The sequence below is a fragment of the Pseudomonas psychrophila genome (assembly GCF_001043005.1).
Taxonomy (GTDB): Bacteria; Pseudomonadota; Gammaproteobacteria; order Pseudomonadales; family Pseudomonadaceae; genus Aquipseudomonas; species Aquipseudomonas psychrophila.
Window position 1 is genome coordinate 159482 of sequence record NZ_JYKZ01000009.1, and the last position, 25029, is coordinate 184510.

17 protein-coding genes, 1 tRNA gene, 2 rRNA genes and 1 pseudogene are annotated in these 25029 nt (G+C 55.6%); 4 read left to right on the plus strand and 17 right to left on the minus strand.

Going from position 1 to position 25029, the window contains the following annotated elements; all coding sequences use genetic code 11:
* Positions 1-12 precede the first annotated feature (12 nt).
* The 4 genes from TU76_RS18500 to TU76_RS25785 all read right to left on the minus strand — a co-directional run bounded on the left by TU76_RS18500 (position 13) and on the right by TU76_RS25785 (position 7071).
* Positions 13-1869, minus strand: coding sequence for a DNA recombination protein RmuC (locus TU76_RS18500; RefSeq protein WP_048352290.1), 1857 nt, complete (start codon positions 1867-1869; stop codon positions 13-15).
* Positions 1870-1871: 2 nt separating this feature from the next.
* Positions 1872-5258 carry a type I restriction endonuclease subunit R gene (locus TU76_RS18505; protein WP_048352291.1) on the minus strand — a complete coding sequence of 1129 codons (3387 nt, stop codon included), beginning with the start codon at positions 5256-5258 and terminating at the stop codon, positions 1872-1874.
* 50 nt (positions 5259-5308) lie between these two features.
* Complete coding sequence (locus tag TU76_RS18510) at positions 5309-6790, minus strand: sigma-54-dependent transcriptional regulator (RefSeq protein ID WP_048352292.1); 1482 nt, start codon at positions 6788-6790, stop codon at positions 5309-5311.
* 155 nt (positions 6791-6945) lie between these two features.
* Positions 6946-7071: a hypothetical protein gene (locus tag TU76_RS25785; RefSeq protein ID WP_269457741.1), complete on the minus strand. Its 126-nt coding sequence runs from the start codon at positions 7069-7071 to the stop codon at positions 6946-6948.
* 48 nt (positions 7072-7119) lie between these two features.
* Here TU76_RS25785 and TU76_RS18515 point away from each other — a divergent pair, with 48 nt between their 5' ends.
* The 3 genes from TU76_RS18515 (at position 7120) to TU76_RS18525 (ending at position 11969) form a co-directional block, all read left to right on the plus strand.
* Entirely contained in the window at positions 7120-8883 is a 1764-nt protein-coding gene (locus TU76_RS18515) for a DUF262 domain-containing protein (RefSeq protein WP_048654711.1), read from the plus strand.
* Entirely contained in the window at positions 8880-11270 is a 2391-nt protein-coding gene (locus tag TU76_RS18520) for a DUF262 domain-containing protein (RefSeq protein ID WP_048654712.1), read from the plus strand. Before TU76_RS18515 ends, TU76_RS18520 begins: the two co-directional genes overlap by 4 nt.
* Positions 11271-11878: 608 nt before the next feature.
* Positions 11879-11969: transfer RNA gene (locus tag TU76_RS18525), tRNA-Ser, on the plus strand.
* Positions 11970-12171: 202 nt separating this feature from the next.
* On the opposite strand, the gene TU76_RS18530 is transcribed toward TU76_RS18525, so the two are convergent.
* The 9 genes from TU76_RS18530 to TU76_RS18570 all read right to left on the minus strand — a co-directional run bounded on the left by TU76_RS18530 (position 12172) and on the right by TU76_RS18570 (position 21557).
* Positions 12172-13656: a YdgA family protein gene (locus TU76_RS18530; RefSeq protein ID WP_019824413.1), complete on the minus strand. Its 1485-nt coding sequence runs from the start codon at positions 13654-13656 to the stop codon at positions 12172-12174.
* Positions 13657-13784: 128 nt separating this feature from the next.
* Entirely contained in the window at positions 13785-14429 is a 645-nt protein-coding gene (locus TU76_RS18535) for a hypothetical protein (RefSeq protein ID WP_019824411.1), read from the minus strand.
* A gap of 107 nt (positions 14430-14536) precedes the next feature.
* Positions 14537-15982 (minus strand): efflux transporter outer membrane subunit, encoded by a 1446-nt coding sequence (locus TU76_RS18540; protein ID WP_046809928.1) that lies wholly within the window; start codon positions 15980-15982, stop codon positions 14537-14539.
* Positions 15979-16881 (minus strand): efflux RND transporter periplasmic adaptor subunit, encoded by a 903-nt coding sequence (locus TU76_RS18545; protein WP_019824408.1) that lies wholly within the window; start codon positions 16879-16881, stop codon positions 15979-15981. Before TU76_RS18545 ends, TU76_RS18540 begins: the two co-directional genes overlap by 4 nt.
* Positions 16878-17087 (minus strand): DUF1656 domain-containing protein, encoded by a 210-nt coding sequence (locus tag TU76_RS18550; RefSeq protein ID WP_019824406.1) that lies wholly within the window; start codon positions 17085-17087, stop codon positions 16878-16880. The genes TU76_RS18545 and TU76_RS18550 overlap by 4 nt, the downstream gene beginning before the upstream one ends.
* Positions 17084-19174 (minus strand): FUSC family protein, encoded by a 2091-nt coding sequence (locus TU76_RS18555; protein ID WP_048352293.1) that lies wholly within the window; start codon positions 19172-19174, stop codon positions 17084-17086. Before TU76_RS18555 ends, TU76_RS18550 begins: the two co-directional genes overlap by 4 nt.
* Entirely contained in the window at positions 19171-19602 is a 432-nt protein-coding gene (locus TU76_RS18560; RefSeq protein WP_019824403.1) for a MarR family winged helix-turn-helix transcriptional regulator, read from the minus strand. The genes TU76_RS18555 and TU76_RS18560 overlap by 4 nt, the downstream gene beginning before the upstream one ends.
* A 100-nt stretch (positions 19603-19702) precedes the next feature.
* Entirely contained in the window at positions 19703-19960 is a 258-nt protein-coding gene (locus TU76_RS18565; protein ID WP_019824401.1) for a DUF2789 domain-containing protein, read from the minus strand.
* Positions 19941-21557, minus strand: coding sequence for a glycosyltransferase family 39 protein (locus TU76_RS18570; RefSeq protein ID WP_037032069.1), 1617 nt, complete (start codon positions 21555-21557; stop codon positions 19941-19943). Before TU76_RS18570 ends, TU76_RS18565 begins: the two co-directional genes overlap by 20 nt.
* Before the next feature lie 247 nt (positions 21558-21804).
* On the opposite strand from TU76_RS18570, the gene TU76_RS18575 reads away from it, so the two are divergent.
* The gene (locus tag TU76_RS18575) at positions 21805-22503 is read left to right on the plus strand and encodes a GntR family transcriptional regulator (RefSeq protein WP_037032065.1); all 699 of its coding nucleotides are present in this window, start codon (positions 21805-21807) and stop codon (positions 22501-22503) included.
* A gap of 48 nt (positions 22504-22551) precedes the next feature.
* Here the strand turns inward: TU76_RS18575 and TU76_RS25910 are convergent, their stop codons facing one another.
* The 4 genes and pseudogenes from TU76_RS25910 to rrf (TU76_RS18590) form a co-directional block, all read right to left on the minus strand.
* Positions 22552-23337, minus strand: coding sequence for a methyl-accepting chemotaxis protein (locus tag TU76_RS25910; protein ID WP_395247549.1), 786 nt, complete (start codon positions 23335-23337; stop codon positions 22552-22554).
* A gap of 69 nt (positions 23338-23406) precedes the next feature.
* Positions 23407-24432, minus strand: a pseudogene (locus TU76_RS25915) (cache domain-containing protein); the annotation flags it as partial.
* A gap of 283 nt (positions 24433-24715) precedes the next feature.
* Positions 24716-24831 (minus strand): 5S ribosomal RNA (gene rrf, locus TU76_RS18585).
* Between the two features lie 105 nt (positions 24832-24936).
* Positions 24937-25029, minus strand: a 5S ribosomal RNA gene (gene rrf, locus TU76_RS18590); the annotation flags it as partial.

Here is a 25029-nt window from a genome sequence, read left to right on the forward strand (position 1 = left end):
CAGAATTCGGAATCACTGCTGAGCGGACAATTCGCCAGCAAAAGGATCATGTGCGCCAGCGGGCAATAGCTCGTTTGACGCGGGAGTTTCTTCGATGGCTTCGACGATCAGGGACAGGCGCTCCGCCTCGAAATCCATGTGTACTGGCTCGAGCTGCGGCAGAGTCTTGCTGACCTTTGCGGATAGTTTGTCGAAGCGCTCTACTTTGCCGTAGAGGCCCTGCTGACCTGCCAAGGCTTTTACGGTGTTGTTGTAATGATTACTGGCGGTGTTGAGGCTACCGCCCAATTTGCTGAGGCGCTCGGCAACAATGCAGACTTGGTTGTAAATTTCCCCGGCCTTTTCACTGATCTCACGCGCATCGGCATTGCTGCGTTCAAGCATCCATAGGTTGGAGACGGTACGCAGAATCGGGATCAGCGTGGTGTGTGAGACCAGCACGATACCCTTCTTGTAGCCGTACTCAAACAGATCCTTATTGTGCTTCATGGCCTCGATATAAGCTGGCTCGATGGGCATGAACATCAGCACAAAGCTTGGGCTACGCATACCAATCAGGTTGGTGTAATCCTTGGACGCCAAGTCGTCGATGTGTCTGCGCACAGACTTCACATGCTCCACCATTGCCAACTGATACTCCTCCGGCGTGTTGGCGGAAACAGCGCGATCATATGCGACCAGCGAAACTTTGCTGTCGATGATCATGTGCTTGCCGTCTGGGATCTTGATCAGGTAGTCCGTCTGCTTGCTCCGGCCTTCAGAATCCTTGAACGCGCTCTGCACTTCGTAGTGCGCCTCCTCGACCAGCCCGCTCATTTCCAGGGTGCGACGCAATTGTGCTTCGCCCCACGCGCCACGTTGCTGAGAATCACCCTTGAGGGCCGAGGTCAGGTTGTTGGCCTCGCTGCTCATCTTCAGCCCAATATCCAGTACCTTCTTGATCTCAGCATTTAAGCTGGTGTTGCCTTGCAGAGAAGCATCGTGAACATCGTTGATGCGCTTCTGAAAGCCCTCGATCTGATCACGGAAGGGTTTGAGCATGCCGTCAATGCTGGTCTGGCTGGTCTGGGTGAAGGTCTTGCCTTTTTCCTCAAAGATCTTGTTAGCCAGATTTTCGAATTCCTGAGTCAGCGATTTTCGGGTATCAGCCAACTGAAGCATTTGCTCCTGGAAGTGCTCTTCGCGCTTTTGCAAAGTGGTTTTAAGTTCAGTGTGCTCGGACGACAGTCCGCCGAAACGCTCCTGCAATGCATTGAGTACCTGCGCCCGCTCAGTCAACGCCTGCTTGGCTTCGCTCAACTGCTCACGTACATCACGCTCGGAAGTCTCCAGAGACTTGGCCCGCTTACCCTCGTTGGCCAGCTCATCCTTGAGGCGGTCACGGTCTGCCTGCAACTGGTCGTTGGAAGTCTGCGCTTTTTCCAGACGATCACGCAGATCGGTGACCCGCTCCTGGAATGCCCGCCCCTCAGCCTGGACAGTATCCAGGCGCTTAGCGGCTTCATGATGCTGCCGACTTGCATCTTCTAGCTTCAGCTGCACAGCAGCAATGACGTCCCGGCTCTGCTGTTGCTCCGTGTTCAGCCGCGTCACGTTTTCGATGGCGGACTGTAATTGCGCGTTCAACTTGCTTTCTGCAACTTGCAACTCGTGGCCGCGCCCCTCTGCCACCTTGAGCTGCTCAGTGAGAGCAGCCTTCTCTGCGATTACCGATGCCTGAGCGGTGTGCGACTGCTCAAGCTGGGCTGTCAGTTGGCTCAGTTGCCTTCCCTGGCGCAACGCTGCTGCGAAGTAACCTAGCAGCGCTGAAGCCACTGCGAGCACTGTACTGATAACAATGATGTCCGTAGTCCATTGACTGGCTTGCATGGTCACTCCTGAACACCAGATGGCGAGTTGTTCTCGCGAAGAAAGGGTTTGAGCACTGCGACTAACTGATCAATGTCCGTTGGCTTGAAAACGCCGTCGATTCCCTCATGGGAGATGCTGTTGAACGGCACGTCGTAGAGTTTTTCGATGACGATGCTGCCGTGCTGGGCGATGTAGTTCTTCAGCAGGTTCATAAAGCTCACTTGCTGAGCAGTAAGGGTTGGGTGGCTGTGAAGGAATTTCTTGAAATGCTCTTCGATGGCCTGAGCATCTTGTCCGATCATCTCGCGAATCGTGACGTGCAGCTGCTCTGCGGTACGGCCATAGAACTCATTCAGCACATTCAGGCTTACCCCTGGATGGCTGGTGAGAATGGTCGAGGTCAAAGTTTTCAGTTCTGGCTCCGCGATGGGCTCGCCTTTGTGGATTTTTTGCAGAATCGGATTGGCGGCGAGCATATCTGTGAGGATTTTTTTGAGTCGACCGCGATAAAGCATCGCCTCGTTGGCTCCAGCGATCACGACTCGACGCTCCTCAGCCACGACGTTGTCATCCTTGGCCTTAGTGGTGCCGATCCCGTAAGTTAAGGAGCTACCTGCCTGCCGATACTTCATGATGCCGCGCAGTTCCTTGCGGGCGTTTTCCAGCTTGCCTATGCTCGGTTGGAGCCAGAAAGCGGCACTGCGCACCTCGGCGAGAATCTCATCCTTCTGGCGCACGGCCTGAATATTCACCGCGAGCCTGTCCAGCTCGGTCAGCAGCGTGATTTTGCCGTCCTCGAAACAACTTGCCTGTTCCACCAGGCAGCGTTCGATGTTGGCGACCAGCTTGTCCAGTGCGGTTGCGTGTTTGTCGTGCAATATCCGAGCGGACATTAGCGGGGCGATGGTGTTGCTCAAGAGGTGCTGAGTATTGGCCTCGAACCGTTTCAGCAGATCGGTCTGCTGCAACTGGTGCACGTTGCGCAGCTCGCGCTTGACCGCCACGCTGGTTTCCGGAAGGTCATTGATGTCGGCGCGCAGCAAGTCAATGGCGGCATCGAAAGCTTCAGCATGGTTCAGTGTCAGCGCGGCCTGGGCCAGTTCCAGCCGAGCCTCGAAGGTAGTTTGCAGTAGGGACTTACTACCAGTGTCTTCCGGCTCCTGGTACTCCTGCTCGAAGAAGTCGAAGTTGCCATAGTGATCGAAGATCAGAAACTCTTGCTTGTCTTTGCCCCGACCGAACAGATTGAGACGCAGGCGGGTGCCTCGACCAATCATCTGCCAGAATTTGACCCAGGACTTTACCGGCTTGGCGAACACAAGATTGACCACCTCCGGCACGTCGATACCGGTGTCCAGCATGTCGACCGAAATGGCTATTCGGAAATCGTTATCCGGCTTTTTGAACTCCTTGACCAACGTGCCGACATGGGCGATGCCATTGTGGATAACCTTGCAAACCTTGGTCCCATACTGCGGATAGAGTTTGCAGAAGAGCTTTTCGAGATGCTCGGCGTGATCCTGGCGCTGAGCGAAGATGATTGTCTTGCCTACCAGAGAGCCGGTTTCATCCTTGATGCCGTTGTCGATCAGGTTTTCCAGAATGATGCGATCGGTGTCTTCACTGAAGATCTTGCGGCCAATGTCCTTGCCGGCGATGGTCGTGCGCTGGGCCTCCTCTTCGCCGAGATCTTCCTCAAGCTGGGCCTTTTGTTCGTCACTCAGGTCTCTGTAATGAATGCCATCACGCAGAAAATCGGTGGTTAAATCCTTGACGCGAAACGGCACCAGATAAGGCGGCTCGTTGTTGATGGCGGCATCCAGACCAAACTCAAACGTAGGGTCGGTGGTCTCGCAGTCAAAGATGTCGAACGTGTTGCGGCTGATGAATTTGACCGGTGTGGCAGTGAGGCCAACTTGCAGCGCATCAAAGTAGTCGAAGATATCGCGATATCTGTTGTAGATACTGCGGTGACTCTCGTCGGCAATGATCAGATCGAAAAAGCCCACATCGAGCTGAGCGAAGCGGTTCATCATCCCCGGATAGGTGGCGATGAAAATTCGCGCTGTCTGATCCACCTTGCTCGTTTCACCGATGACGCAGCGCGGCTCGCTAGGCAAGTTCTGCTTGAATGCATCGTCAGCCTGAACGCGCAGCTCTTTGCGGTCGCATAGAAACAATACTCGCTTGGCCCAGCCGGTGCGAAGCAGCAGCTCAGCCAGGGCAATGGCCACACGGGTCTTGCCGGTACCGGTGGCCTGAATGATAAGCGCTTTGCGCCGCTGCTTTTGAAAATGGGCGGCAACGGTCTTGATGGCCTCGATCTGATATGGGCGGTCGGCGATGCTCAAGTCAGGGTTGTGCTGCTCCAGCTTGGCGATACGATACTGGCGCTGGTACGCCAGGTACTCGAGGCTGCTCTTACTATAGAGGCCGTACACCGGGCGGTAGGTGTTGTACTGCGCGTCATCCCAGATGAAGGTTTCGTAGCCGTTGCTGCAAAAGATCACCGGCCTCTGCATGCCCATGCGCTCGAAACCATCAGCGTACATGCGCGCCTGCTCGCGACCGGCGTGCAGGCTGACGTTGCCGGTCTTCTTGGCTTCGATCACCGCCAACGGCTGGCCGTTATCACCCCACAGCACATAATCCGCACGGCCCTTGCCACTGGCGTTGTCAGGAAAATCGACTTCGACTTCCTGCCCAACCTGCGCGGAATCACTCACATCCCAGCCGGCTTGGCGCAGCATGAGGTCGATCATGAGCTTGCGAGTCTTCGACTCGCTCCATTGCAGGCTGTCAGATACCTGCTGACTCTGATGCAGACGCTTCTGCTGGTCGTGCTTGGCTGGAGGATCAAGCTTGTCGAGATTGCGAATACGCTCTTGCTCAAGCTTGTCCATCACACGCTGGAGCTCTTCCTGCTGCTGATTCAGCTCCTTTTCATAGCTGAAGACAGTCTTCTGCAAACTAACCAACGCCGCAGTTGGATCCTGTACATCGGCGAACTCAGGGATCGCAGCCTGGGCAACTCCGTAGTATTTGATAGCCATGTACATAGCTAGCTGATGGGCAGTTTTCAGCGCCTGCTGGGCATTACGCAAATTACCTTCAGCACCATGGGCAGTGTCGTTGCCCTGGACACGCAGAAAATTGATCTGGTGTACAAGAGGCCTGCTGACACAGTCCGTGAAGACCGAGTTTTTCACCAAGTCGTAGAAGGTTGACTGTGGCATACGCGGCAGCAACTCTTCCTTATAGACGGATTTGGTAAATTCCTCTGCGAAGCTGCGCAGACGAGTCAGTGCACTGCCCGGATCAATGTGCAGTACCGCCTCGGCTAGGCCAGCGAGATTCGCCAGCAACTCATTGCCGGAGCGGAGGAATTCGAAATTGACTGATTTCATAAAGGCTATTCTGTCCATATCGATCCTATAGCGAGGACCGTGCCAAATTTTTAGTCGATGCCGTACTTGCTCATCCAGTTGCTCAGCGTCTGCTGGCTTTTGAGACCTAGCAGGCCCGCCGCCCGGGTTTTGTTGTTGCCTGTAATCTTAAGTGCCTGGCGAAGGTAATGATCAGCCACGCTAGAAATTACCTCTTGCAAATCAATACCTTGAGATACATCAAGGGACATTAAACTTTGCTTATCCTGAGGCAGCTGAAACAACGCCTGCTCGACGTCAGCCGCGCCTATCACGCTGCCTGAACACCAGAGAGCTGCCCGCAACAAGGTGGATTGCAATTCCCGGACATTGCCTCGCCAAGGGTGGCGAAGAATAAGATTTTTTGCATCGATGGAAATTTTCTTACCCTTAAGGGAGTTATCCTGAGCCGTGATTTCCTTCAACAGGGAATCCGCCAGCAACAGCAGATCTCCCTCACGCTCACGAAGCGGTGGTAGATGCAAGACACCTACGGCTACGCGGAAGAAAAGGTCTTCCCTGAAGCGCCCGTCCGCCACGGCCTGCATCAGGTTGCGATGGGTAGCAGTGATCAGACGCACATCCACCTTGATTTCCTGACTAGCTCCCACCGGAGTTACCACACCCTCTTGCAGCACCCGCAGCAGGCGAATCTGTGCGTCTAACGTGAGCTCACCGAACTCATCCAAAAAGAGAGTTCCCCCATGAGCTTGCTGGAAAACACCGACTCGATTCTCGACCGAACCAGTAAAAGCACCTTTGCGGTGACCAAACAACGTGGAGTCGATCAGCTCTGGGGGGATCGCCCCGCAGTTAACCGCGATGAATGGCTCAGTAGAGCGAGGACTGGCATTGTGAATCGCTCTAGCGAACAATTCCTTACCGGTGCCTGTCTCTCCATAGATCAGGACTGGCACCTGCTTTTGCGCCAGAATTTGTGCTTGAGACTTGAGCGTGAGAATGCGCTCGCTTTGCGTGATGATGCTGTCGAAAGCCGCGTTGACTGGGGCATGGCCATCAGCGAGCTCTAGCAGCTTGTCACCACTGATGGTATTAGCAGCCGGCACATACTCCGCAGCAATCTCGAATGGCACATCAACCTTCTGCACACCCTGTTCTAGCGAGGACTGATAGAAAGTGGCGGGGTACCGTGTCTTGCCGAGCAGAATCCAGACAGCCTGCATGGCTGGTGTCCCGGGACTGATCAGTATCGAAAGATCCGCCCGAGATGAAGACAACTGCTCCAGATGTGCTTGCGCTGCCTTGTAGATTTCTCCGAAATGAACCGGGGAACTCAATGACTCGTAGCGTGGCTCAATGGCTATCTCGACAGTCGACCTAAGCCATTCGAGATAGGGTTCTACACGCTCGGCCGGGTATGAGCAAAGCAGTTCTAGGCGATCAAAGGAGGCCGCCCGCAGGGTGGATAAAATTGGACCGACTTCTCCTCCGCCCGGAGCTTTGAGATCATTCCCACCCACCCAACATGTCAACACACGCTGCTTTTTAGACACTGTCCTTGTACTCCCGGCTCATACTCCCGACTGGATCCAGACAGGGCAGGTTGTGCTGTTATTCACAGTGCGGATAGTAAACCATCGACACAATTTGAGCTTTGCAAACAGCACAAATTGCCCCCCCTACTGGACATTTCGCCCCCGATACGGCCTCAATTGTTGAGCAGGTCTTCAATCTTTGAGATCAGGAAGGTCAGCGGACTGCGGCCTTCCAGGCGCGTCTCAAATATGTCGTTGCGGTGGTAGGCGACCCACGTCAGATCGTTGGTGAGCAGCACCCGGGCATGTAATCTCCGCGCAAGATATCTCTGACAGGACGTTGAACGATGAAGCATTCGGTGTTTGAAACCAGGTCAGTTCACGATCTGATCAGCAATAAAAATGGTCATCCTAATCAGTTCTGGATTCCTGCCTACCAGCGCGGATACCGTTGGAAACCGACTCAGGTCGTTCAACTGCTTGATGATGTGCGTGAGTTTGGCAAAAGGGCCAATTCGCTTCCTGAGGAGTACTATTGCCTGCAGCCGTTAGTACTCAAGGCAGCGAGCGATGTTTACGAAGTCGTCGATGGCCAGCAGCGTTTGACTACGCTGCTGCTCATCCTGCGTCACTTCAATGAGCGCATGGCACCCAAGTATCAATCAAAGCATTTTAGCTTGAGCTACGAAACCCGTCCCGAGTTGCCGCGTTTTCTCGACGACCCCAGTGCGGAGCGGGCCGCACGGAACGTCGATTTCTACTACTTGCACCAAGCCATCGAAGTGATCGAAGCCTGGTTCGCTCAGCGAGAACACGAGTTCGAGGGATTCAAAGCTACGCTGCTGAACAAGACACGTGTGATCTGGTACGAGCTGGATGAACACGAGAACGCAGTCGAAGCATTCACTCGCCTCAACGTGGGCAAGATTCCGCTGACCAATGACGAACTGATCCGCGCATTGTTTTTGCGTCACCCGGTCAATGACGGAGACGGCGTGACTGGAGAGCAATTACAGATTGCCCATGAATGGGACCAGCTGGAAAAGGCCCTGCAGAACGACGCCTTTTGGTATTTCCTCAATGCAGAGAAAGGCACCACCCATAACCGGATCGGTTTTCTGTTCTCGCTGGTAGCCAAGCTGGAAGGTGAATTGAACGTAGACCAGCGTTATGGCGTGTTCCACGCCTACAGTCGTCGCCTTGGGCTACCTGGCGCGGGTGCTGCCCAGGAATGGCGTCGAGTCAAGCAGGTATTCATGCAGATCGAGGAGTGGTTCGAGGATCGTCGCCTCTACCACATCATCGGTTTTCTCGTGCAGCAGGGTGTCGCGGTCGACGCCGTTCTAAGCTGGGCGGCCAAGGGGCCAAAGGCTGAGTTCGAAGCACTATTGCGTCGAGAAGCATTTTTCAGGCTCACCGGTAAGCGGCTTGAAGCATTTACACCGGTAGAGCAACTGCAAACAGAATTGCAGGGCTTCTTGCAAGCGCTCGTGTACAGCAAAAGTGATGCAGCGAAAATTCGTGCCAGCCTGTTGATGTTCAATCTGGCGACGTTGCTGCAAAGCAAGGCGTCCAACACCCGGTTTCCGTTTGATAGCTTCAAGAAGGAAAGCTGGGACATCGAACATATCCGTTCGGTAACCTCCAGTCCGCCAGTCGATAAAGCCGATCAAGAGAACTGGTTAAGGCACGCTTGTGCTCAGCTTCGAGCCATCGGGTTGTTTGATCTACGCTGCGAAGAAATTGAAACCTATCTGGCCGTCCCCAAGCCGACGTCCGATGCTTTCAAAACGCTGTATTCGCACGTCCTCACTGACTTCCAGGAAAATCAGGAGGTAGACGACGGGATTGCCAACCTTACATTGCTCGATCTTCACACAAACCGAAGCTACAAAAATGCAGTGTTTGCGGTCAAGCGAGACCATATTCTGGCGCTCGATAAATCAGGCGTTTTTGTTCCCCTATGCACGCGCAACTTGTTTCTTAAGGGATACAGCCAGAACGTTGACCACCTGTTGTTCTGGAGCGCGAAGGACAGCAAATCCTACTTCAAGGCGCTACACGATGCGCTGGCTGGTTTCTTTTGGCAGGCGCAGGAGCACAACGCATGAGCAGCAACGGAAAGCGGGTCATATTTCAGGATTTATTTGGCCCCGAGACCGGGGTCTGTATACCACTGATCCAACGGGACTACGCACAGGGGCGACCCGATAGCGTCGATGTGCGCAACGATTTCCTGGCCGCACTGCTTGGCGCGTTCAAATTGCCTGCCCACAGCGCCGAACTGCCATTGAACCTCGATTTTGTCTATGGCGGGCTCGATGAGGACCGCCAGTTTCAACCCTTGGACGGTCAGCAACGCCTGACTACGTTGTTCCTGCTTCACTGGTATCTGGCCCAACGCGATGGCCAAAGTGAAAGCTTCCAGGGGTTGTTTTGCCACAAGGGAAAATCGCGATTTAGCTACAAGGTGCGCCCCAGCAGTACCGAGTTCTTCGACGCATTGAGCCTGTTCAGCCCCCAGCGTGCAATTTGCGGTGCCGAGTCGCTGGTAGAGCTGATATGTGACCAACCATGGTATTTCCGCCGCTGGCGCCTCGACCCCACCATCCAGTCAGCCCTAGTCATGCTGGAGGCCATTCACGCGGCTTTTCACGATGCACCCACTGCAACTTTCGCGCGCTTGAGCGACAGCGAGCGACCCGTGATTACATTCCAGTTGCTGGACCTGAAGGCGTTCGGGCTGGCCGACGATCTGTACATCAGAATGAACTCGAGAGGTATGCCGCTCACGCCCTTCGAGACATTCAAAGCGCGTTACGAACAGACATTGCAGCATCAGTACGACGGCCAGACCCGCACCGCGGATGGCGTCAAGCAAGGCGTTGCTTCGTTCATCGCCACACGGCTGGATACGCGCTGGGCCGACTTGTTCTGGACCACCTGTAATGAAGGCGGGGCGAGTGCCGGACTGATCTCCATGCAGCTGTTCGACGACGCAATGATGAATGTATTGCGAGTCGTTGCGTTGGCAACTCGCGACCTCGACAGCCCAGGTTACGCTGCAAATTTCAATACGCTGAGAGCGTCGAAATGGAGCAATACATTCCACACTTTCGATGACAACGGATGGCTCGATGAAGCCTTTTCCGACACGGTCGTACTTTTGTTCGAAGCGTGGTCCAGTAACGCTGCAGGCTTCTGCTCACTTTTACCTGATACCCGTTACTTCAACGATCGCGAGTTCTTCAAGGCTGCCTGTACTGACCCGTTCAAGCTGAGCTATACCCAGCTCGTCCAGTTCTCCGGTTACGTCCAGTTTGTGGCAACGCATGGCGATAAGCAGCCACAAGCGCTGGAACAATGGATGCGCCTAGTGTGCAATCTCTCTTCCAACACTGCCTATGTGCGACCCGAAGATGCCCAGCGTAGTCTCAGAGGGCTGCGCGACATGCTTCCCGATGCATTGGATATTCTGCCGTTTCTTGTCGACGCTACACGCCCGGTCACTGGTTTCAACGGGGCTCAGACCAGTGAAGAGGTGATCAAGGCCAACCTGCTGCTCTCTGACGCCATCTGGCGCGAGCCCCTGGAAAAAGCCGAGCTGCATGGTTATTTCCAAGGCCAGATCGGCTTTCTTCTTGAGCGTAGCGGGCTGGCAATTGCGGTACGTGCGTCACCCAAAGAGTTATCCGATCACGCGGCCCTCAAACAACCTTTCAGCGATGCGCTGCGAATGGCCGAGGCGATGTTTGACGCTCAAGGGTTGATTACCGTCGACAAGGCATTTTCATGGGAGCGCGCATTGCTGTCGCTCGGGGACTATTTGTTAGTTAATGGCAGCAACTACTCGTTCCTGGTCAATGCCGCGACTGAACAAGGCAGCTGGAAACGTCTGCTTGGCGAAGACAGCGAACGGCGCGAACTGCTATTCACACTATGGGATCAACTTGATGTCGAAGAGTCCTTGGCGCCTCAGCTGCATGCCATCATCGAGCAAGCCGAGCCTGATTCTCATTGGCAGCAGTTGCTGGTGCAAACGCCTAACGCTTTTGCATATTGCCGCAAGCGTCAAATACGTTTCGTCGGCGGGGACACAGACGACATCTATCTGCTGGCAAGAGAGCGCATGAGTGGCAGTCATGCCGAGCTTCATACATTTGCCTTGCATGACCGGCTGAGCAGAAACTCCCCCACAGAGCTCGCAGCTCTGACCCTGCAGTCGTATGAATCAGTGTCAGGGGATGCGGAGCAACCTTATTTCTACTTCCATCACGAAAAACACGGTCAAAGCCTTCACGTGTATGTGTCCCATGAAAGCCAGCGCTTTCTCATTCAAGTCGATAGATCCGAGCTGGAAGGAAGGGCTACTTTGCTTGAAGCGTTGGTGTGTGCGGTTGAATTTCAACTGGAGGAGGATTATTTTTCGGTGAGGTGTGAGTTTTCCCTTATCGATGAAAAGCTCGCAGCCGTTGCACAGGTATTGGCGGCAGCTTGACCCTCCAATTGGAGCGCCGCATCCGCGGCGCTTTTTGGATTAGGTTTCTCTGCACATACCTCGTTCACCATCAGGGCGCTGCATAACCTCAAAGTTGCTAATTGCGAAGACCCTAGAACCGGGCAGCCGTTGAACGACCTCGACAGCTAGGCGCGGGCTGTTTGAGCCCAGGGCACGCATGCAGACAGGCTGTCTTGGGCTGTTGTCGTGGTTTCAATACACCTCTATCACGTCACCACTGGAGCCTGACAATGCCACAAATTTGCCACACTCCCCTGGCTAATCGGGGCGAAAACCAGCTAACCCCAGCTAACACAACCCGTTGATTTCCCAGCTAATCCCCGCTAACGTATTGATTCTAAACGTCGACTTTTAGGACTCCGAAGGCAGTGGTCGTGGGTTCGAATCCCGCCTGGTGCACCATCTTCTTTCCCTTGTTCAAGGGAGCAGCGTCAAAACCACCATTCTTCAAAGCTCACTTGCCTCTCGCCGAGAACCCGGCGAGTCTTCACGTGCCTGTATTACGGTCTTTTTTCAGCAAAATGCAGGGCAGGTTAAATTTTTATGGGCAACTGACGAAAGGCTGGTTACTATAGCCGGCGTTTTGCGGAGAGCTGGCCGAGTGGCCGAAGGCGCTCCCCTGCTAAGGGAGTACACCTCAAAAGGGTGTCGGGGGTTCGAATCCCCCGTTCTCCGCCATATTTACGCCGCTTCTAAATACGTTCCCTTGTTCAAGGGAACCGTGTTTCCCCCTTTCGAATTGAACCCGACGTGCATTTGCGCGTGGTTTTGTCGCGTCTGCAGAAAACGGTGGGCACAGGATTACTCGCAATGCAGGCGCTGCGGTTCTCAGTTGAACCGCAGCGATGCAATCGCGGTAAAGCCCGCTCCCATGAGTGATTTACTGCTGGCTGGCTACACCGCCAAATCGGGTGGTCATTGCAGTGATGAAGTCTTCCAGGCTCATTTTTTGACCATTGAGGTCCACCTGACCTTCCGCGTAATTGAGCGAGGCCAGGATGTTGTTGCCATCCACTTTGGCCAACCCGGTTTGCACCGCCATTACCCCTGCCATCTCGCTGTTCATGCTGGCCATTTTGGCAATGGCTTGCGGGTCAGTCTGACCGACCAGTTGCGCCTGAACAGCTGACAGGTCAGCAATCATCGGCTTGGACAGCAGCAGTTTTGCATCCAGCGCGGTCAGCATCTGCTTGGTGACTTCGACAGGCGCGCCCTCAAATGAGGCCGGCTTGGCCAGGCTCATGGCAACGTTGAACTGACTTTCACCGTTTTCGGTTTTGATCGTGAATTTTTCCAGCGCCAGCTGCGGTTTGGCGGCCAGCATTTTTTCAACTTGTACCTGCATCAGTACTTGCTCCGCCGGAGTCAGCGGTGTTTGCGGCAAGGTGCCATCGGCCTGAGGCTGGAATTTGCTCTGATAGATCTGCATCAGCGATTGCATGGCCGGGATATCCAGGCTGCTGGCAGTCAGGACCATTTGCGCGCTGCCTACTGGCTTGCCGTCCAGGGTGACTTCACCCACCTTGTAGGACAGGCGTCCGGACATCAAGTTGTCGTTGGCAGAAGCAGAGTCCGCGTATTCAAAGTTTTTGAGCTTGATGACGGATTGGGCTGCGCCATAAGTCAGTTGGCCTTCGCTCAGCACCATCACGTTCTGGCCGAGATAGAAGCCAAATGGAGTTTTTTTCAGGTCGCTGGCGAGGGTCAGGCCATTGAGTTCAACCAGTACCGGTGGTTTGTCGACCGTTACCGCGTGGATCTTGAGGTGGTCCATGTAGCCTTTGGCTTTCAGGTTCTGGCCCTCGGCATCGGTTTGAGCCTCCATGGTCAGGCCCGAGAAGCTGAAGGTGGAGTTGTCGTCCAGTTTGGTCTCAAGTGCCACCAGTTCCATATGACCATCAACCGAGCGGTTATAGCCCATGGTGACCTGGCCTTTGAGCGGGGTCTGATCTTTGGTGGCAGCAAACCATTTTTCGGTAAAAGGGGACTTTTCCAGCGCGTAGTTGTTGACCGCCATTACTGGCATCCACTTGAACGTCTTGATGCGCGACCATGGCAGCGGGCCATGCTCGATGTTATCGACAAACAGCAACTCCACGGGCTGTGCGTCCGGGCCCGCTTTGTCGTCCTGGATTTTCAGGCGGTAGTGCGCGGTGCTGCTGTAGAGGTTGCGCTCAATAGACACCAGTTCGAGAGTGCCGTGGGTGGTGGAGCCCTGGAGTTGGGTTGCCAGTTCCTGGTTGGATTGCACAATCGCAGCCTGCAACACACCCTCGATTTTGCTGCCGGTGTACCACGCCCCGGCGGTATTCAGTGCCCCAACAACAATCACAATCCCTGCCAGCACGCCTAATGGTTTGTTCATCAATTGACCCGTTCAATGTCCGTTGTGTTGAAAGTAATGCGGTCTTTGCAAAGCCCTTCATGGGCCCAAAGTGCTAGCAGGTTAACACTGGCGATAGAGCAGGCGCTGCTCTTGCGTGACGGCAGACATCATGCGGGCTGAGCGTAACGCTGATCGATTTCATCAAGTTGATGATCAAAGCTCTTGAGGCTGGCACTCCAGGTATACACCAGCACTTCCAGATCGTGATCGATGCAGGTTTCTCCTACGGAATTGAAAGAAACGTCCGAATAATCCAGCTGGTATCGCTCACGGGCCATCGCCGCCGCGACATCCGAAAGCTCACGGGCATTGTCGAGCCATTGGCGATCTTCGGATGGCAGGGCTTTATCGAGTTGCAGGCATTGAGCTTTAAGGGCTTCGAGGCTTTTTTCCAGCGGGGTGCCGGTGAGTTCGCCCATGAACTCCTGGAAGGTTCGGCCTGGCTGCCAATAGCTCCCCCAGAAGTAGCGGTCGAAAACCGTCTCGACCCGGCGCAACGCAACTTTGGTGTCCCAAATCAGGACACGGGTCTGGCCTTGGGTGATCTGGCGCTTTTTGATTTGCCGGGTTTGCACCAGGGCGCACGCGACAACCACGATGGCCAGCACGGCAATCAGGGCGCTGGCACTGTCGAGGAAGATCATTGCCTTGTCGATCTGGTGCGCCAGCATGATGCCGTAGAAGTAAGTCGCCGAGAGCAACACGACTGCCGCTACTGCACACCAGAAACCAGGAGCATAAGGGTTTTTCATTATTAGTATCCCCATCAGGCATGGTCTGCACGATGAGGAGGGCTACAGACCCGCAAACGCCCTGAACCATCGTTCTGATACCGATAGTTCAGAGCATAGCAACGCTGTCAGGGTTTCGCGTTTGCCGGGGCTTGCGTTCGTCCGCTTTCCCAGCCGCCGCCCAGAGCCAAAAACAGATCAATCTGGCTCATGGCAACCTGGGTGTTGGCCGCAGACAATTGCGCGCGCATATCGGTGTAGGTACGGGTTGCTTGCAGGTCAGCCAGGAATGACTCGCGCCCTGCCTGGAAGAACTGGTGGGTTTGATCGGCTGCGGTTTTGGCCGACAACTCAGCCTCTGCCAATGCATCGCGACGCTGCAACAACGCGGTGTATTGCACCAGGCTGGTCTGGGTTTCGCGGATGGCGTTGAGCACTACGCCGTCGAACTTGGCCAGGGCACCCTGGGTGACGGCCTCGGCTTCACGAATTCGAGCCCGCGAGCCATTGGTCGGAATGGTCCAGCTCAGCAACGGCCCAAAGCCCCAGCGGTTGGCCGGTGCCGTCCCAAGGTTTTCCAGCAGCCCCACCGTACCAACGCTGGCGCCAATGCTGATGTCCGGATACAGGGAGCCTGTAGCCACACCAATCTCAGCGGTTGCAGCCGCCAGATGGCGTTCGGCCTGACGCACGTCAGGGCGGCGCTTGAGCAGTGCCGCACCGTCGCCTACAGGCAGCAGTTGCGCGATGTGCGGCAGCTCGGCGCAGGCGGCAACGCCGGGAGGCAGTTGGTCCAGCGGCTTGGCCAGCAACATCGACAGACGGAACAGGCCGGACTGGCGCAACGCCTCGTATCGCGGCAATTCTGCCCGCAGCGATTTGAACTGGGTTTCGGAACGGGTGACTTGAGTTTCGTCACCGCGGCCCGCATCACGCAGGCGCTGGGTCAGGCTGGTGCTTTGGGCTTGCAGCTTGAGGGATTGTTCTGCGATGTGGTGTTCTTCATTGGCCGCGCACACCTGGGTGTACGCTCGCACCACATCCGCTACCAAGGTGATGCGAGCGGTGTCCGCCGCGGCCTGAGTGGCATCAGCGTTGGCTTGTGCAGCTTCAATACCGCGCTGCAAGGTGCCCCACAAATCGAATTGATACGAGGTGCTGATGCCCAGGTCACCCACGTTGGCAACGGGGACTTTATCGGCCAGCAGGAAGGCCTCACCGGACTCTTGCAGACGCTGAGCCCCTGCCTTCATCGAACCGCTCCAGCCACCGGCCGATTGTGCTTGCTCAACCTGAGCCCGCGCCCGCGACAGGTTCGCCGCCGCGACCCGCAAGTCGGTGTTGGAGGCCATTGCCTGACGCACCAGCTCGTTGAGTTTCGGATCTTTATAGAGCTTCCACCAATCATCGGGAACTGGCGCTGACATCACGTTGGCGCCCTCACCCGCCAGTTCGCCTTGCAAGTCCGGACGTTGCATGGCCGCGTCTTTGGGCAGGTGGTAATCGGGGCCAAGCAACTGGCAACCTGACAGCAGCAAACCCAGCCCTACGGCTGCCAGGTGAACGGCTTTCATCGCGCACTCTCCTGGGCAGGTTTGGCTTTGGGTGAGTCTTCAATGATGGACACTGTCGCGGTGCGACCGGCGATCATGCGAAAGTCCTCAGGCACGTCGTCAAACACAATGCGCACTGGAATCCGTTGCGCCAGCCGCACCCAGCTGAAAGCAGGGTTGACGTTGGGCAACAGGTTCTGGCCGCTGGTGCGGTCACGGTCTTCGATACCCGCCACGATGCTTTCGACATGACCGCGCAAGCGTGCATTGTCACCAATCACGCGGATATCAACGCTCTGACCGACATGGATGCCATCGAGTTTGGTCTCCTCAAAGTAACCGTCGATGTGGAACGAGGTGCTATCGACGATCGACAACACTGGCCGACCTGCCGTTACGAACTCATTGACCCGTGGTGCCCGGTCATTGACGTAACCATCAACCGGGCTGCGCACGACCGTGCGGTCCAGGTTGAGTTGGGCGCTGTCCACGGCCACTTGGGCTTCGGTGAGAGCCGCTTGAGCGCGCATTTCACGGGACTGGCTTTCTTCCAGCAACTCACGGGCGACCAGATTGCCAAGCCCCTTGTTACGGCGACTTTCTCGCTGGGCTTGTGCCAGGGTTTCCTTGCGATCGGCAACAGTGGCCTGGGCCTGGCGCAAAGCCAGTTTGAAGCGCTCCTGGTCGATGACAAACAGCACCTGGTCACGGGTGACCAGTTGGTTGTCACGCACATCGACCTGCTTGATCAGGCCCGAAACGTCGGGGGCGATTTGCACAATATCGGCGCGGATGTGGGCATCGCGCGTCCAGGGAGCAAACATGTAGTACATGGTCATGCGCCAGACCACGACGCAGGCAAACGTCACCACCAATAAGGTGAGAACGACACGGCCCAAGGTCAGTAAAGGTTTTTTCATGTCATCAGGTATCGACTAAAAGAATCCACAACGCCGAGTAACAGAGCGTAGAGACCGACGTTGAACAAAGCCCGGTGCCAGACCAGACGGTAAAAGTGCACACGCGTCAGAAACGCGTGAACCACCAAAAACAGTAAATAGGTAATGCCCATCAATACCAGGAGCGTGGGCAGGAATACCCCGCTGATATCTACGTCACCGATCATAGCGGCGCTCCATCAATGCTCTGAGCCTGAGGATGTGGCAGGTCGTCGTTGTCGACAATAAATTCGACGCCAGGCAGCAAGGCCAAGCGTAGCCCGCTAAGGGCGTGCAGCAGGTGCACTCGCGCCTCACCTTCGCCTTGCAGGTCGTTGGCGTTGAGCGCGCGACGAGTGCGGTCCATGGTCATTTGCAGCCCCAGGGGCATGGGCAAACGCTCACCCGCCTTGAGGCAGGCGCAAAAATAGTCACCCACATCGCTCACCACCTGACGCAACAGCCGTTGCGGCACTCCCGTGACCCTTGGCGCATAAGCCAGCAAATCCAGAAGGTTGAGTGCCACCCGCAGGTCACGCAAAGCGCTGCCCGTGTCTTGCCCGGTCAAGGCCAGACGCGGCAAGTGCTGCATGAGGCGATCGAGCATTTGCGCGCCCATGTGGCGGTGCTCGGCCAGCGTCGCGGGCTGAGTCAGGGTGACGATGTCACGCCAGCTGAAGCGCGTCAGCCGCTTGGCCGCCAGCTCAGCACCGAACGGACGCGCAATCAGGGTCCAGACGAAGGCAAACAGCAGCCCGATGGGGCCTGCCAGGTTGGCGTTCATAAACACCATGAAGTCCGCATCGTAGGCGCCCTGAATGCTGATAAACGAGGCGGTGTTGACGATGGTCAGCAACGTGCCCAGGTAAAAACGCGGTTGTACGGTCAGGGTGCCGACGCAGATGAACGGCACTGCGAACGCCAGCACCAGCATCGGGAAATCGTGCAGGTTGGGCAGGATCACAAACAGGTACAGGCTGGCGAATACCACTGATAGCGAGGTCCAGAAAAAGAACCGGTAGATCTGCGGCGCCGGGTCGTCCATCGAGGCAAAGAAGCTGCAGGCAACCGCAGCCAGAATCACGGCGCTGGCGCCGTCGGTCCAGCCGAGCAATATCCACAGTACTGAGGCGACGACAATCGCGGTCACAGTGGAAAATGCCGAATAGAGCATCAGCCCGCGGTCAAGAAACGGCGTCAGCCGGCCCAGGCGCCAATGGCGGTATACGGCACGCCAGACCTCCTGGTTGCCCGTGGAAATAGCTGTTTGCAGACTGCGGCAGTCTTGCCACAGGTCGATCCATTCCCCCAACCGATACAGCACATTGGAAAACACCAATTGGCGACGATCATCCAGCGCGGTGGCACTGGGCTGCAGCGCTTCGAGTTCATGGCGCAAGGCTTGCCAATGTTCGATCGAAGCCCCGTCCCGGGTGTTTTCAAGCCATCGCTGAGCGTGGTCGAGCAAGGGGGTCACTTTATCGAGCAGTTCAGGGGCGCGACGCTCCAGCGCGTAGAGTGCGTCGTCCAGTGCATCGACCACAGGCAGCAAGTGAATCATGCGCCCGCGCAATTCTTTGGTATTGCGCACGGTCTGGGGGTGCGCGCCCTCATGGGGCAGTTGGCCAATCATCATCTCCAGACTGTTGAAGGTCGTGACCATCGAGGCGCGCAGGCCGCTGGCTTTGCTCGGCTCAACGTCGCGAGCCAGGAAGTGCTTGCTGTAATTGCTCGCATCGGCAAAACACTTGGCGGCCGAGTCGATAAAAACCGGGGTCAAGCGCCGAGGCCAGAACATGCTGCCAACCACCGCCGCGCACACAATCCCGAGCATGATTTCTTCGGTCCGCGAGACGGCAATGTCGAAGACGTTCAGCGGGTTATCCACAATCGGCAACGCGATCATTGGCATGGTGTAGCCGGCAAGCATGAATACGTAACTGTTGGCCGTGCGCAGGTGCAGCGACAGAAACAGCAAGATGCCGGTCCAGAGGGCAATCACCAGCACCAGCAAAAAGGGCGTTTGCACAAATAGCGGGACAAAAAATACGGCAGCGGCAGCCCCGATCAGAGTACCCAGTGCGCGATATACCGCCTTGGAACTGGTCGGCCCGACGAAGGGGCTAGAGACGATGTAAACCGTGGCCATGGCCCAATACGGACGGGGCATTTCCATTAATAACGCGATATACAGCGCAATCATCGAGGCAGCGAAAGTGCGCACACCGTAGAACCAGTCACGGGCAGGCGGCATGCTGCTGAAAAACCCGTTCAATTCATCGCTCCATCAGACCGTTGGCCGGCCGCTTCAAACGCTTTGATCACCCGTAGTGCAGCTTCCTGGTCAGCCACCGAAATGCCTGCCAGAGCCGTTCTTCTCAATTGCACGAGCTGCGCTTCAATCGATTGCACCAGCGCCCGACCGGTGTCGGTAAGACTCAGGGTTTTGGCGCGGCGGTCGCTGGCATCTTCACAACGGCGCACGTAGCCGGCCTTGCACAGTTGATCGAGCAGACGCACCAGCGATGGGCTTTCCATACCGGCTGCATGGGCCACGGTGACTTGTCTCACTCCCTCCCCCAAGCGCCCGATAATCAATAGCGGCATGGCACAGGCTTCGGAGATGCCGTAGTTGACCAGCGTAGCTTGGCAGACGCGACGCCAATGGCGAGTCGCAACCACCATGCCGGTGCTGATGCTCATTTGCAGTAGATCGAGAGTGTCAGACAAGAGGCGTCACATAATGTTAGTTTGCTAACTATTAATATTGCGCGGCCAGATGATCTCAGTCAAGTGTTGCCATTTATTTCTGCGTACCTACGATCGGTTTTGTGCGCAGCATAAGGTTCAGTTGATCGACGACTTCAGCCCAATCAGCATCCTCAAGGTGCTCTTCACGCAAAAAAGCCGCTTGGGCAGGTGTCCAGAAAAATGCATCTTCAAGCTTTAGATCAGGCTTGAGTGGTGAGTGGGTGGTGACAAACTTTTCAATATCTTCGGGGCCGGACGGCAGACCCAGCTGTTTGAACAAGGATGGGAGGCTATGGGTTGGCTTTTGCATTGAGTTGACTCCATTCAGGTTCAGCGCCGCATTCGGCGCCAAGGCAGGTCAAATATAGTCGAGCCTGCGTGTCATCGACGGCCAAGTCCTGTGCTTTGTGCCAACCCGTGGGGATAAGGCCGAAATCGTCCGGCTGTACTTTGCTGCTTATAAGCCACACCCGCCCCGTACCGGCGGGCAAGTCTGCCAGACGATCGACGTAGATTTTCGCCCCGTCGGCATTCACCAACGTGCCAAACCCGTAGTCGTTCGGCCGCCCTGATGCGCCGCTGCCTGTGGGCGGTGTGTAGAGCATGGGCGCAAACCCGGTCTTGTTGTAATAGACGTAGCTGAAGTACCAGAACAGATCACTGACTACGATCCGGTCACCGGGCTGGAACTGTTGATTCACGTGCTCAACCAGACGATCAAAATGGTCGGCATCGTTGCTGAAGTTACTGCGCAAGCCCACTGCCTCAGTGCCTACAAACAGTGTCAGGAGTGCAATGGCCATCGCACGCTTGTAACTGAGCAAGCGATCCACCGCGATCGCCACCAGGAGTGGCAAACCCAGTGCGGCAAACATCACATAACGTTCTATAAACAGCGGCGAGGCAAACGACACGGCGTAGATGGCCAAAATCGGCAACAGGGTGTAAATCACGATCAACCTGGTGAATTTGTGTGGCGTTGAATCTCGTACGGCCATCCAGACCGCGCCGCCAAGCAGTGCAAGCGGTGCCAGCCAGAATAGCGGCCAGGGCAGGCTGTCTCCTTCGTCCTGAATCAAGAATTGCCACGTCATGGCTGGCAGGGAGCGGGCATCGACTGCAGGCTCCCAATCCACATCACCGCCGCTTTTGAGGTCATCCATGTGTTGCAGCAGGTCCAGCAGCCCGGGAAGCCAGGGCAGAAACAAGAGCACAATAGCGACGTTGGCCAGCCACCAGGCGGGACGCTTGAGCAGCCACCCGGTGCTGCGGCCACTGAGCAAAAGGTATAGCCAATGGGCAATCACGCAGAATGCGGTGAAGTAGTGGGTGTAGAACGCTGCCGCCATCAGCACGGTGTAGATAACCAGATAGCGGTGTTTATGCGGGGCTTTGACCCAATAGACCAACGCAATGGTGGCGCCTATCAGCCACAGCCCCATGAGTGAGTACATCCGCACTTCCTGGCTATAACGCACTGCAGTCGGCAGCAACGCCAACAGCAACCCCGCCACTAACGCGGCTCTTGGGGTCGCGATCAACCGTACGAGCCACATGCCCAGCAGTACCGTTGCGATACCGGGTAAGACACTCAGGGTACGGATCGAAACCAGGCTGTCGCCAAATAGCGCCATCCAGCCGTGCAACAGCATGAAATACAACGGAGGGTGAACATCGTGCGACGCATGCAACCAGATGTCGGCGAGTGGATAGTCGCTCAACATCAGGCTGGAGCCCTCATCGCACCATACGGCAGAGGTTGTGAAGCCATAAAATCTTACCGCTGAGGCCAAGATCAAAATGCACCACAGCCATGGCTGGCAAAGCATTCGCGTGAGTGCAGTGCGGGACGACTCAGGAGTGCGCAATCGCAATTCCACCCCATCGTTATTGCTGAGTACGCCCATCCTTCACCCGCTATGCATTGAGGCTGCGACGCAGGCAGCTTTGACGTTGGCGATTGTAGGGCACAGCCCATAACAAAGGGGAGCGGGCGGAAGAGTCTTGGACAAGAAAGATAGTGGCACCATGCAATCTCTTATCTCGCAGTCAGGCTAAACTAACCGTAACAAGGTTTGACAAGGATCAGGTCAGTACCTAACTTGAATTGGATCCAAACAAGCGTGCTGAACTTTCGGCGCAGGTAGTAACAACGTGGCCGTTAAAAACAATCCTTTAAACAGCATAGTTGTATCAGGACCCATACCCGCTCATTTGGCGCGGGCGGTGATTGAAGAGACCTTGCGCAACGCCATTCTCGATGGGCGCTTGCCATGCGGTACCGCGATTCGCCAGGAAGCGTTGGCACAGTTATTTGGCGTCAGCCGCATGCCCGTGCGCGAGGCACTGCGTCAGCTGGAAGCTCAAGGTTTGCTGCAAGTTGTGCAATACAGAGGAGCGGTCGTTGCCCCTTTGATCGAGGACAACTCACTGGAGACCTATGAGTTGCGCCTGTTGCTTGAAGCCCAGGCTCTGCGCCTGTCAGTGCCACTGTTGACCGACGAGGATTTTGAAACGGCCGACGGTTATATCCAGGCGCTCGAAGCCGAAATAGATTTCGGCAAGATCGGCACACTCAACCGGCAATTTCATCAGGCGCTTTACTGCAAGGCTCCGAACCGAAAACTGCTGGCGTTGATTGAGGCAGGACTTATCGAGGAAGAACGCTTTCTGCGCTTTAACCTTGAGCAGATGAACCTTGGCAAGTTGTGCCAGGACGATCACAGGGCACTGCTACGTCATGCCCGAGACAGAGATGTCGAGTCATGTATTGCAGAGCTGGAGTTACATCTGCACCGCGGTGTTGTGGCTATTACCCATTACCTCAACACTCAGCATGCAAAACAGCCCTGACGCTTAACACGCCAGGGCTGTGGATAAGTTTTAACTGACTTGCAAACCTCAGATCTTGAAGCTGTCGACCAATTGCTTGAGGCGACTGGCTTGCTGCGATAGAGCATCGCAGTCCTTGAGGGTTTCGTTGAGGTTCACCACACCTTGCTGGTTGAGCAAGTTGATCTGGTTGATATCCACATTGAGGGTTTCGACCACGGCGGTTTGTTCCTCGGTTGCGGCGGCGACCGACTGGTTCATTCCGTCAATTTCTTCGATACGTTGAGTCACGCTGATTAATCGAGCCCCAGCCTGATTGGCAACCTCAACACTTTCTTCGCTGGAAACCTGACTCGCATTCATGGTGCTGACCGCTTCGCGGGAACCCACCTGCAGCGAGGTGATCATTTTATGTATCTCCTCCGCCGACTCCTGAGTGCGGTGAGCGAGGTTGCGCACCTCATCGGCCACCACGGCAAAGCCTCGACCCGCCTCCCCCGCACGCGCGGCCTCAATGGCTGCGTTGAGGGCCAGCAGGTTGGTTTGCTGAGAGATGCCTTTGATCACATCCAGAATGTGGCCAATATTGTCGGTGCTGGCATTCAGGGTTTCGATTTGTGCACACGACAGACTGATCTTCTGCGAAAGCTCGGTCATGGCCTGGATGGTCTGCTCAACGACTTTGCGACCGTCATCTGCCTGCTCACTGGCACCGCTGGCATGCTGTGACGCGTCGGCAGCATTGCGGGCGATTTCTTGGGTGGCAGCACCGAGCTCGTTAATGGCGGCGGCTACGCTGTTGGTTCGCGCGCTTTGCTCGTCCGAGCCGACAATGGATGCGTTGGACGATGCCATGACGCGGTGAGACAAATCATGAACATGGCGGGTTGCAGAGGACACCTCACTGATTGACGCGTGAATACGCTCAACGAATTGGTTGAACGAGCTGGCCAACTCGCCGAACTCATCCTTGTTCTCAATGACCAAACGCCGTGTCAGGTCGCCCTCACCTTGCGCAATGTCTTGCATTGCACGCCCCATGGTAGTGAGCGGACGCATCAAGACCTGAATCAGCAAGCTCAGCAGTAGTGCAATCGCTGCCACCGCAATAAACATCGCAATCAATGCCGAGGTGCGGAATTTAGACAGCGGGGCGTAAGCCTTTTCTTTGTCGATTGATTGACCGATATACCAATCCGCGGACGGCAAGCCTGTCACCGGAGTAAAGGAAATAATCCGCTCCTGGCCATTGAGCCTGACTTCCTGAATACCTTTTTCAATACGCAGAGCACTGGACGGGTAGATGTCCTTCAGGTTTTTCATTACCTGATTTTTGTCCGGACTGACGATGACCTGACCATCGCTGCTCACCAAAAATGCGTAACCCAGGCCACCGGAGTCAACCGAGTTAATGATTTTGACCAGGCTATCGAGGCTCAGATCACCACCGACCACACCGAGCAGCTCACCACCTTTTTTTACCGGCATGGCGATGGTCACAATCAGGCCACCAACAGCTGCCATGTAAGGCGGTGTCAGCATGGTCTGACCGGCGTTTACTGCTTGCTTGTACCAAGGGCGCTCGCGGGGGTCATAGCCCTCGGGCATCGTCGCATCAGGGCGCTGGGTAAATACTCCGTTGGCTTGCCCGACGTAGGTGAACTGGAAGTTGGAGGTAAACGCCGGCTGATCGACCAGGCCTGGCAGATCCGCCTGGGGACCTTGATGCGCAACGCTTTGTGCGAGGCTCTCCAGCACCAGAATGCGGCCACCGAGCCAATTTTGAACGCTGCTGGCTGTCAGGTTGCCGGCTTGCTGAACCGAGGACTCAATGTTTTGCTTGATGGTGTCGCGTTGCAGGTAGTCGTTGTACAAGGTGAATAATGCAAACGCCAGAACCACAACGCCTGAGGCGGCCAGAAGGATTTTATGGCTGAACTTTAGATTCATAGCATGGACTTCTTATGCCAAAAGGTTGGATGCGTACGCGGGCACTATTGTGTGTAACAGCGCAGGCAACCTCTTGGCCGCTCTGCTCGTACGCATTGCTCAACAGGCTGTCGGCACCAATTGCGGAATACTTAGCCACTTTTGGTGGCAATGTGTTTAATCCGACGAAAGTGCAGCCTTGGCTTTTAGAGGGGGGGTAAAGAGAACAGAAAGCGCTGGGGTTTTATTTCGCGCAAAAACAAAACCCCTGTCTGCGTTAGCAGACAGGGGTTTCGGAATTCAATCTTGACGATGACCTACTCTCACATGGGGAAACCCCACACTACCATCGGCGATGCATCGTTTCACTTCTGAGTTCGGGATGGGATCAGGTGGTTCCAATGCTCTATGGTCGTCAAGAAATTCTGTATCAGATCCGTTGTTAAAACGTCTCTGCAAAAACTTGGTACTTCTATAAAAACAAAATCCCCGTCTGCGCGAGCAGACAGGGATTTTGGAATTTAATCTTGACGATGACCTACTCTCACATGGGGAAACCCCACACTACCATCGGCGATGCATCGTTTCACTGCTGAGTTCGGGATGGGATCAGGTGGA

What these genes read in the sequence shown, in the direction of transcription:
- TU76_RS18500 (WP_048352290.1), bottom strand. Translation starts at nt 1,869, where the DNA reads ATGCAAGCCAGTCAATGGACTACGGACATCATTGTTATCAGTACAGTG.
- TU76_RS18505 (WP_048352291.1), bottom strand. Translation starts at nt 5,258, where the DNA reads ATGAAATCAGTCAATTTCGAATTCCTCCGCTCCGGCAATGAGTTGCTG.
- TU76_RS18515 (WP_048654711.1), top strand. Translation starts at nt 7,120, where the DNA reads ATGAAGCATTCGGTGTTTGAAACCAGGTCAGTTCACGATCTGATCAGC.
- TU76_RS18520 (WP_048654712.1), top strand. Translation starts at nt 8,880, where the DNA reads ATGAGCAGCAACGGAAAGCGGGTCATATTTCAGGATTTATTTGGCCCC.
- TU76_RS18530 (WP_019824413.1), bottom strand. Translation starts at nt 13,656, where the DNA reads ATGAACAAACCATTAGGCGTGCTGGCAGGGATTGTGATTGTTGTTGGG.
- TU76_RS18535 (WP_019824411.1), bottom strand. Translation starts at nt 14,429, where the DNA reads ATGAAAAACCCTTATGCTCCTGGTTTCTGGTGTGCAGTAGCGGCAGTC.
- TU76_RS18540 (WP_046809928.1), bottom strand. Translation starts at nt 15,982, where the DNA reads ATGAAAGCCGTTCACCTGGCAGCCGTAGGGCTGGGTTTGCTGCTGTCA.
- TU76_RS18545 (WP_019824408.1), bottom strand. Translation starts at nt 16,881, where the DNA reads ATGAAAAAACCTTTACTGACCTTGGGCCGTGTCGTTCTCACCTTATTG.
- TU76_RS18550 (WP_019824406.1), bottom strand. Translation starts at nt 17,087, where the DNA reads ATGATCGGTGACGTAGATATCAGCGGGGTATTCCTGCCCACGCTCCTG.
- TU76_RS18560 (WP_019824403.1), bottom strand. Translation starts at nt 19,602, where the DNA reads ATGAGCATCAGCACCGGCATGGTGGTTGCGACTCGCCATTGGCGTCGC.
- TU76_RS18565 (WP_019824401.1), bottom strand. Translation starts at nt 19,960, where the DNA reads ATGCAAAAGCCAACCCATAGCCTCCCATCCTTGTTCAAACAGCTGGGT.
- TU76_RS18570 (WP_037032069.1), bottom strand. Translation starts at nt 21,557, where the DNA reads ATGGGCGTACTCAGCAATAACGATGGGGTGGAATTGCGATTGCGCACT.
- TU76_RS25910 (WP_395247549.1), bottom strand. Translation starts at nt 23,337, where the DNA reads ATGGCATCGTCCAACGCATCCATTGTCGGCTCGGACGAGCAAAGCGCG.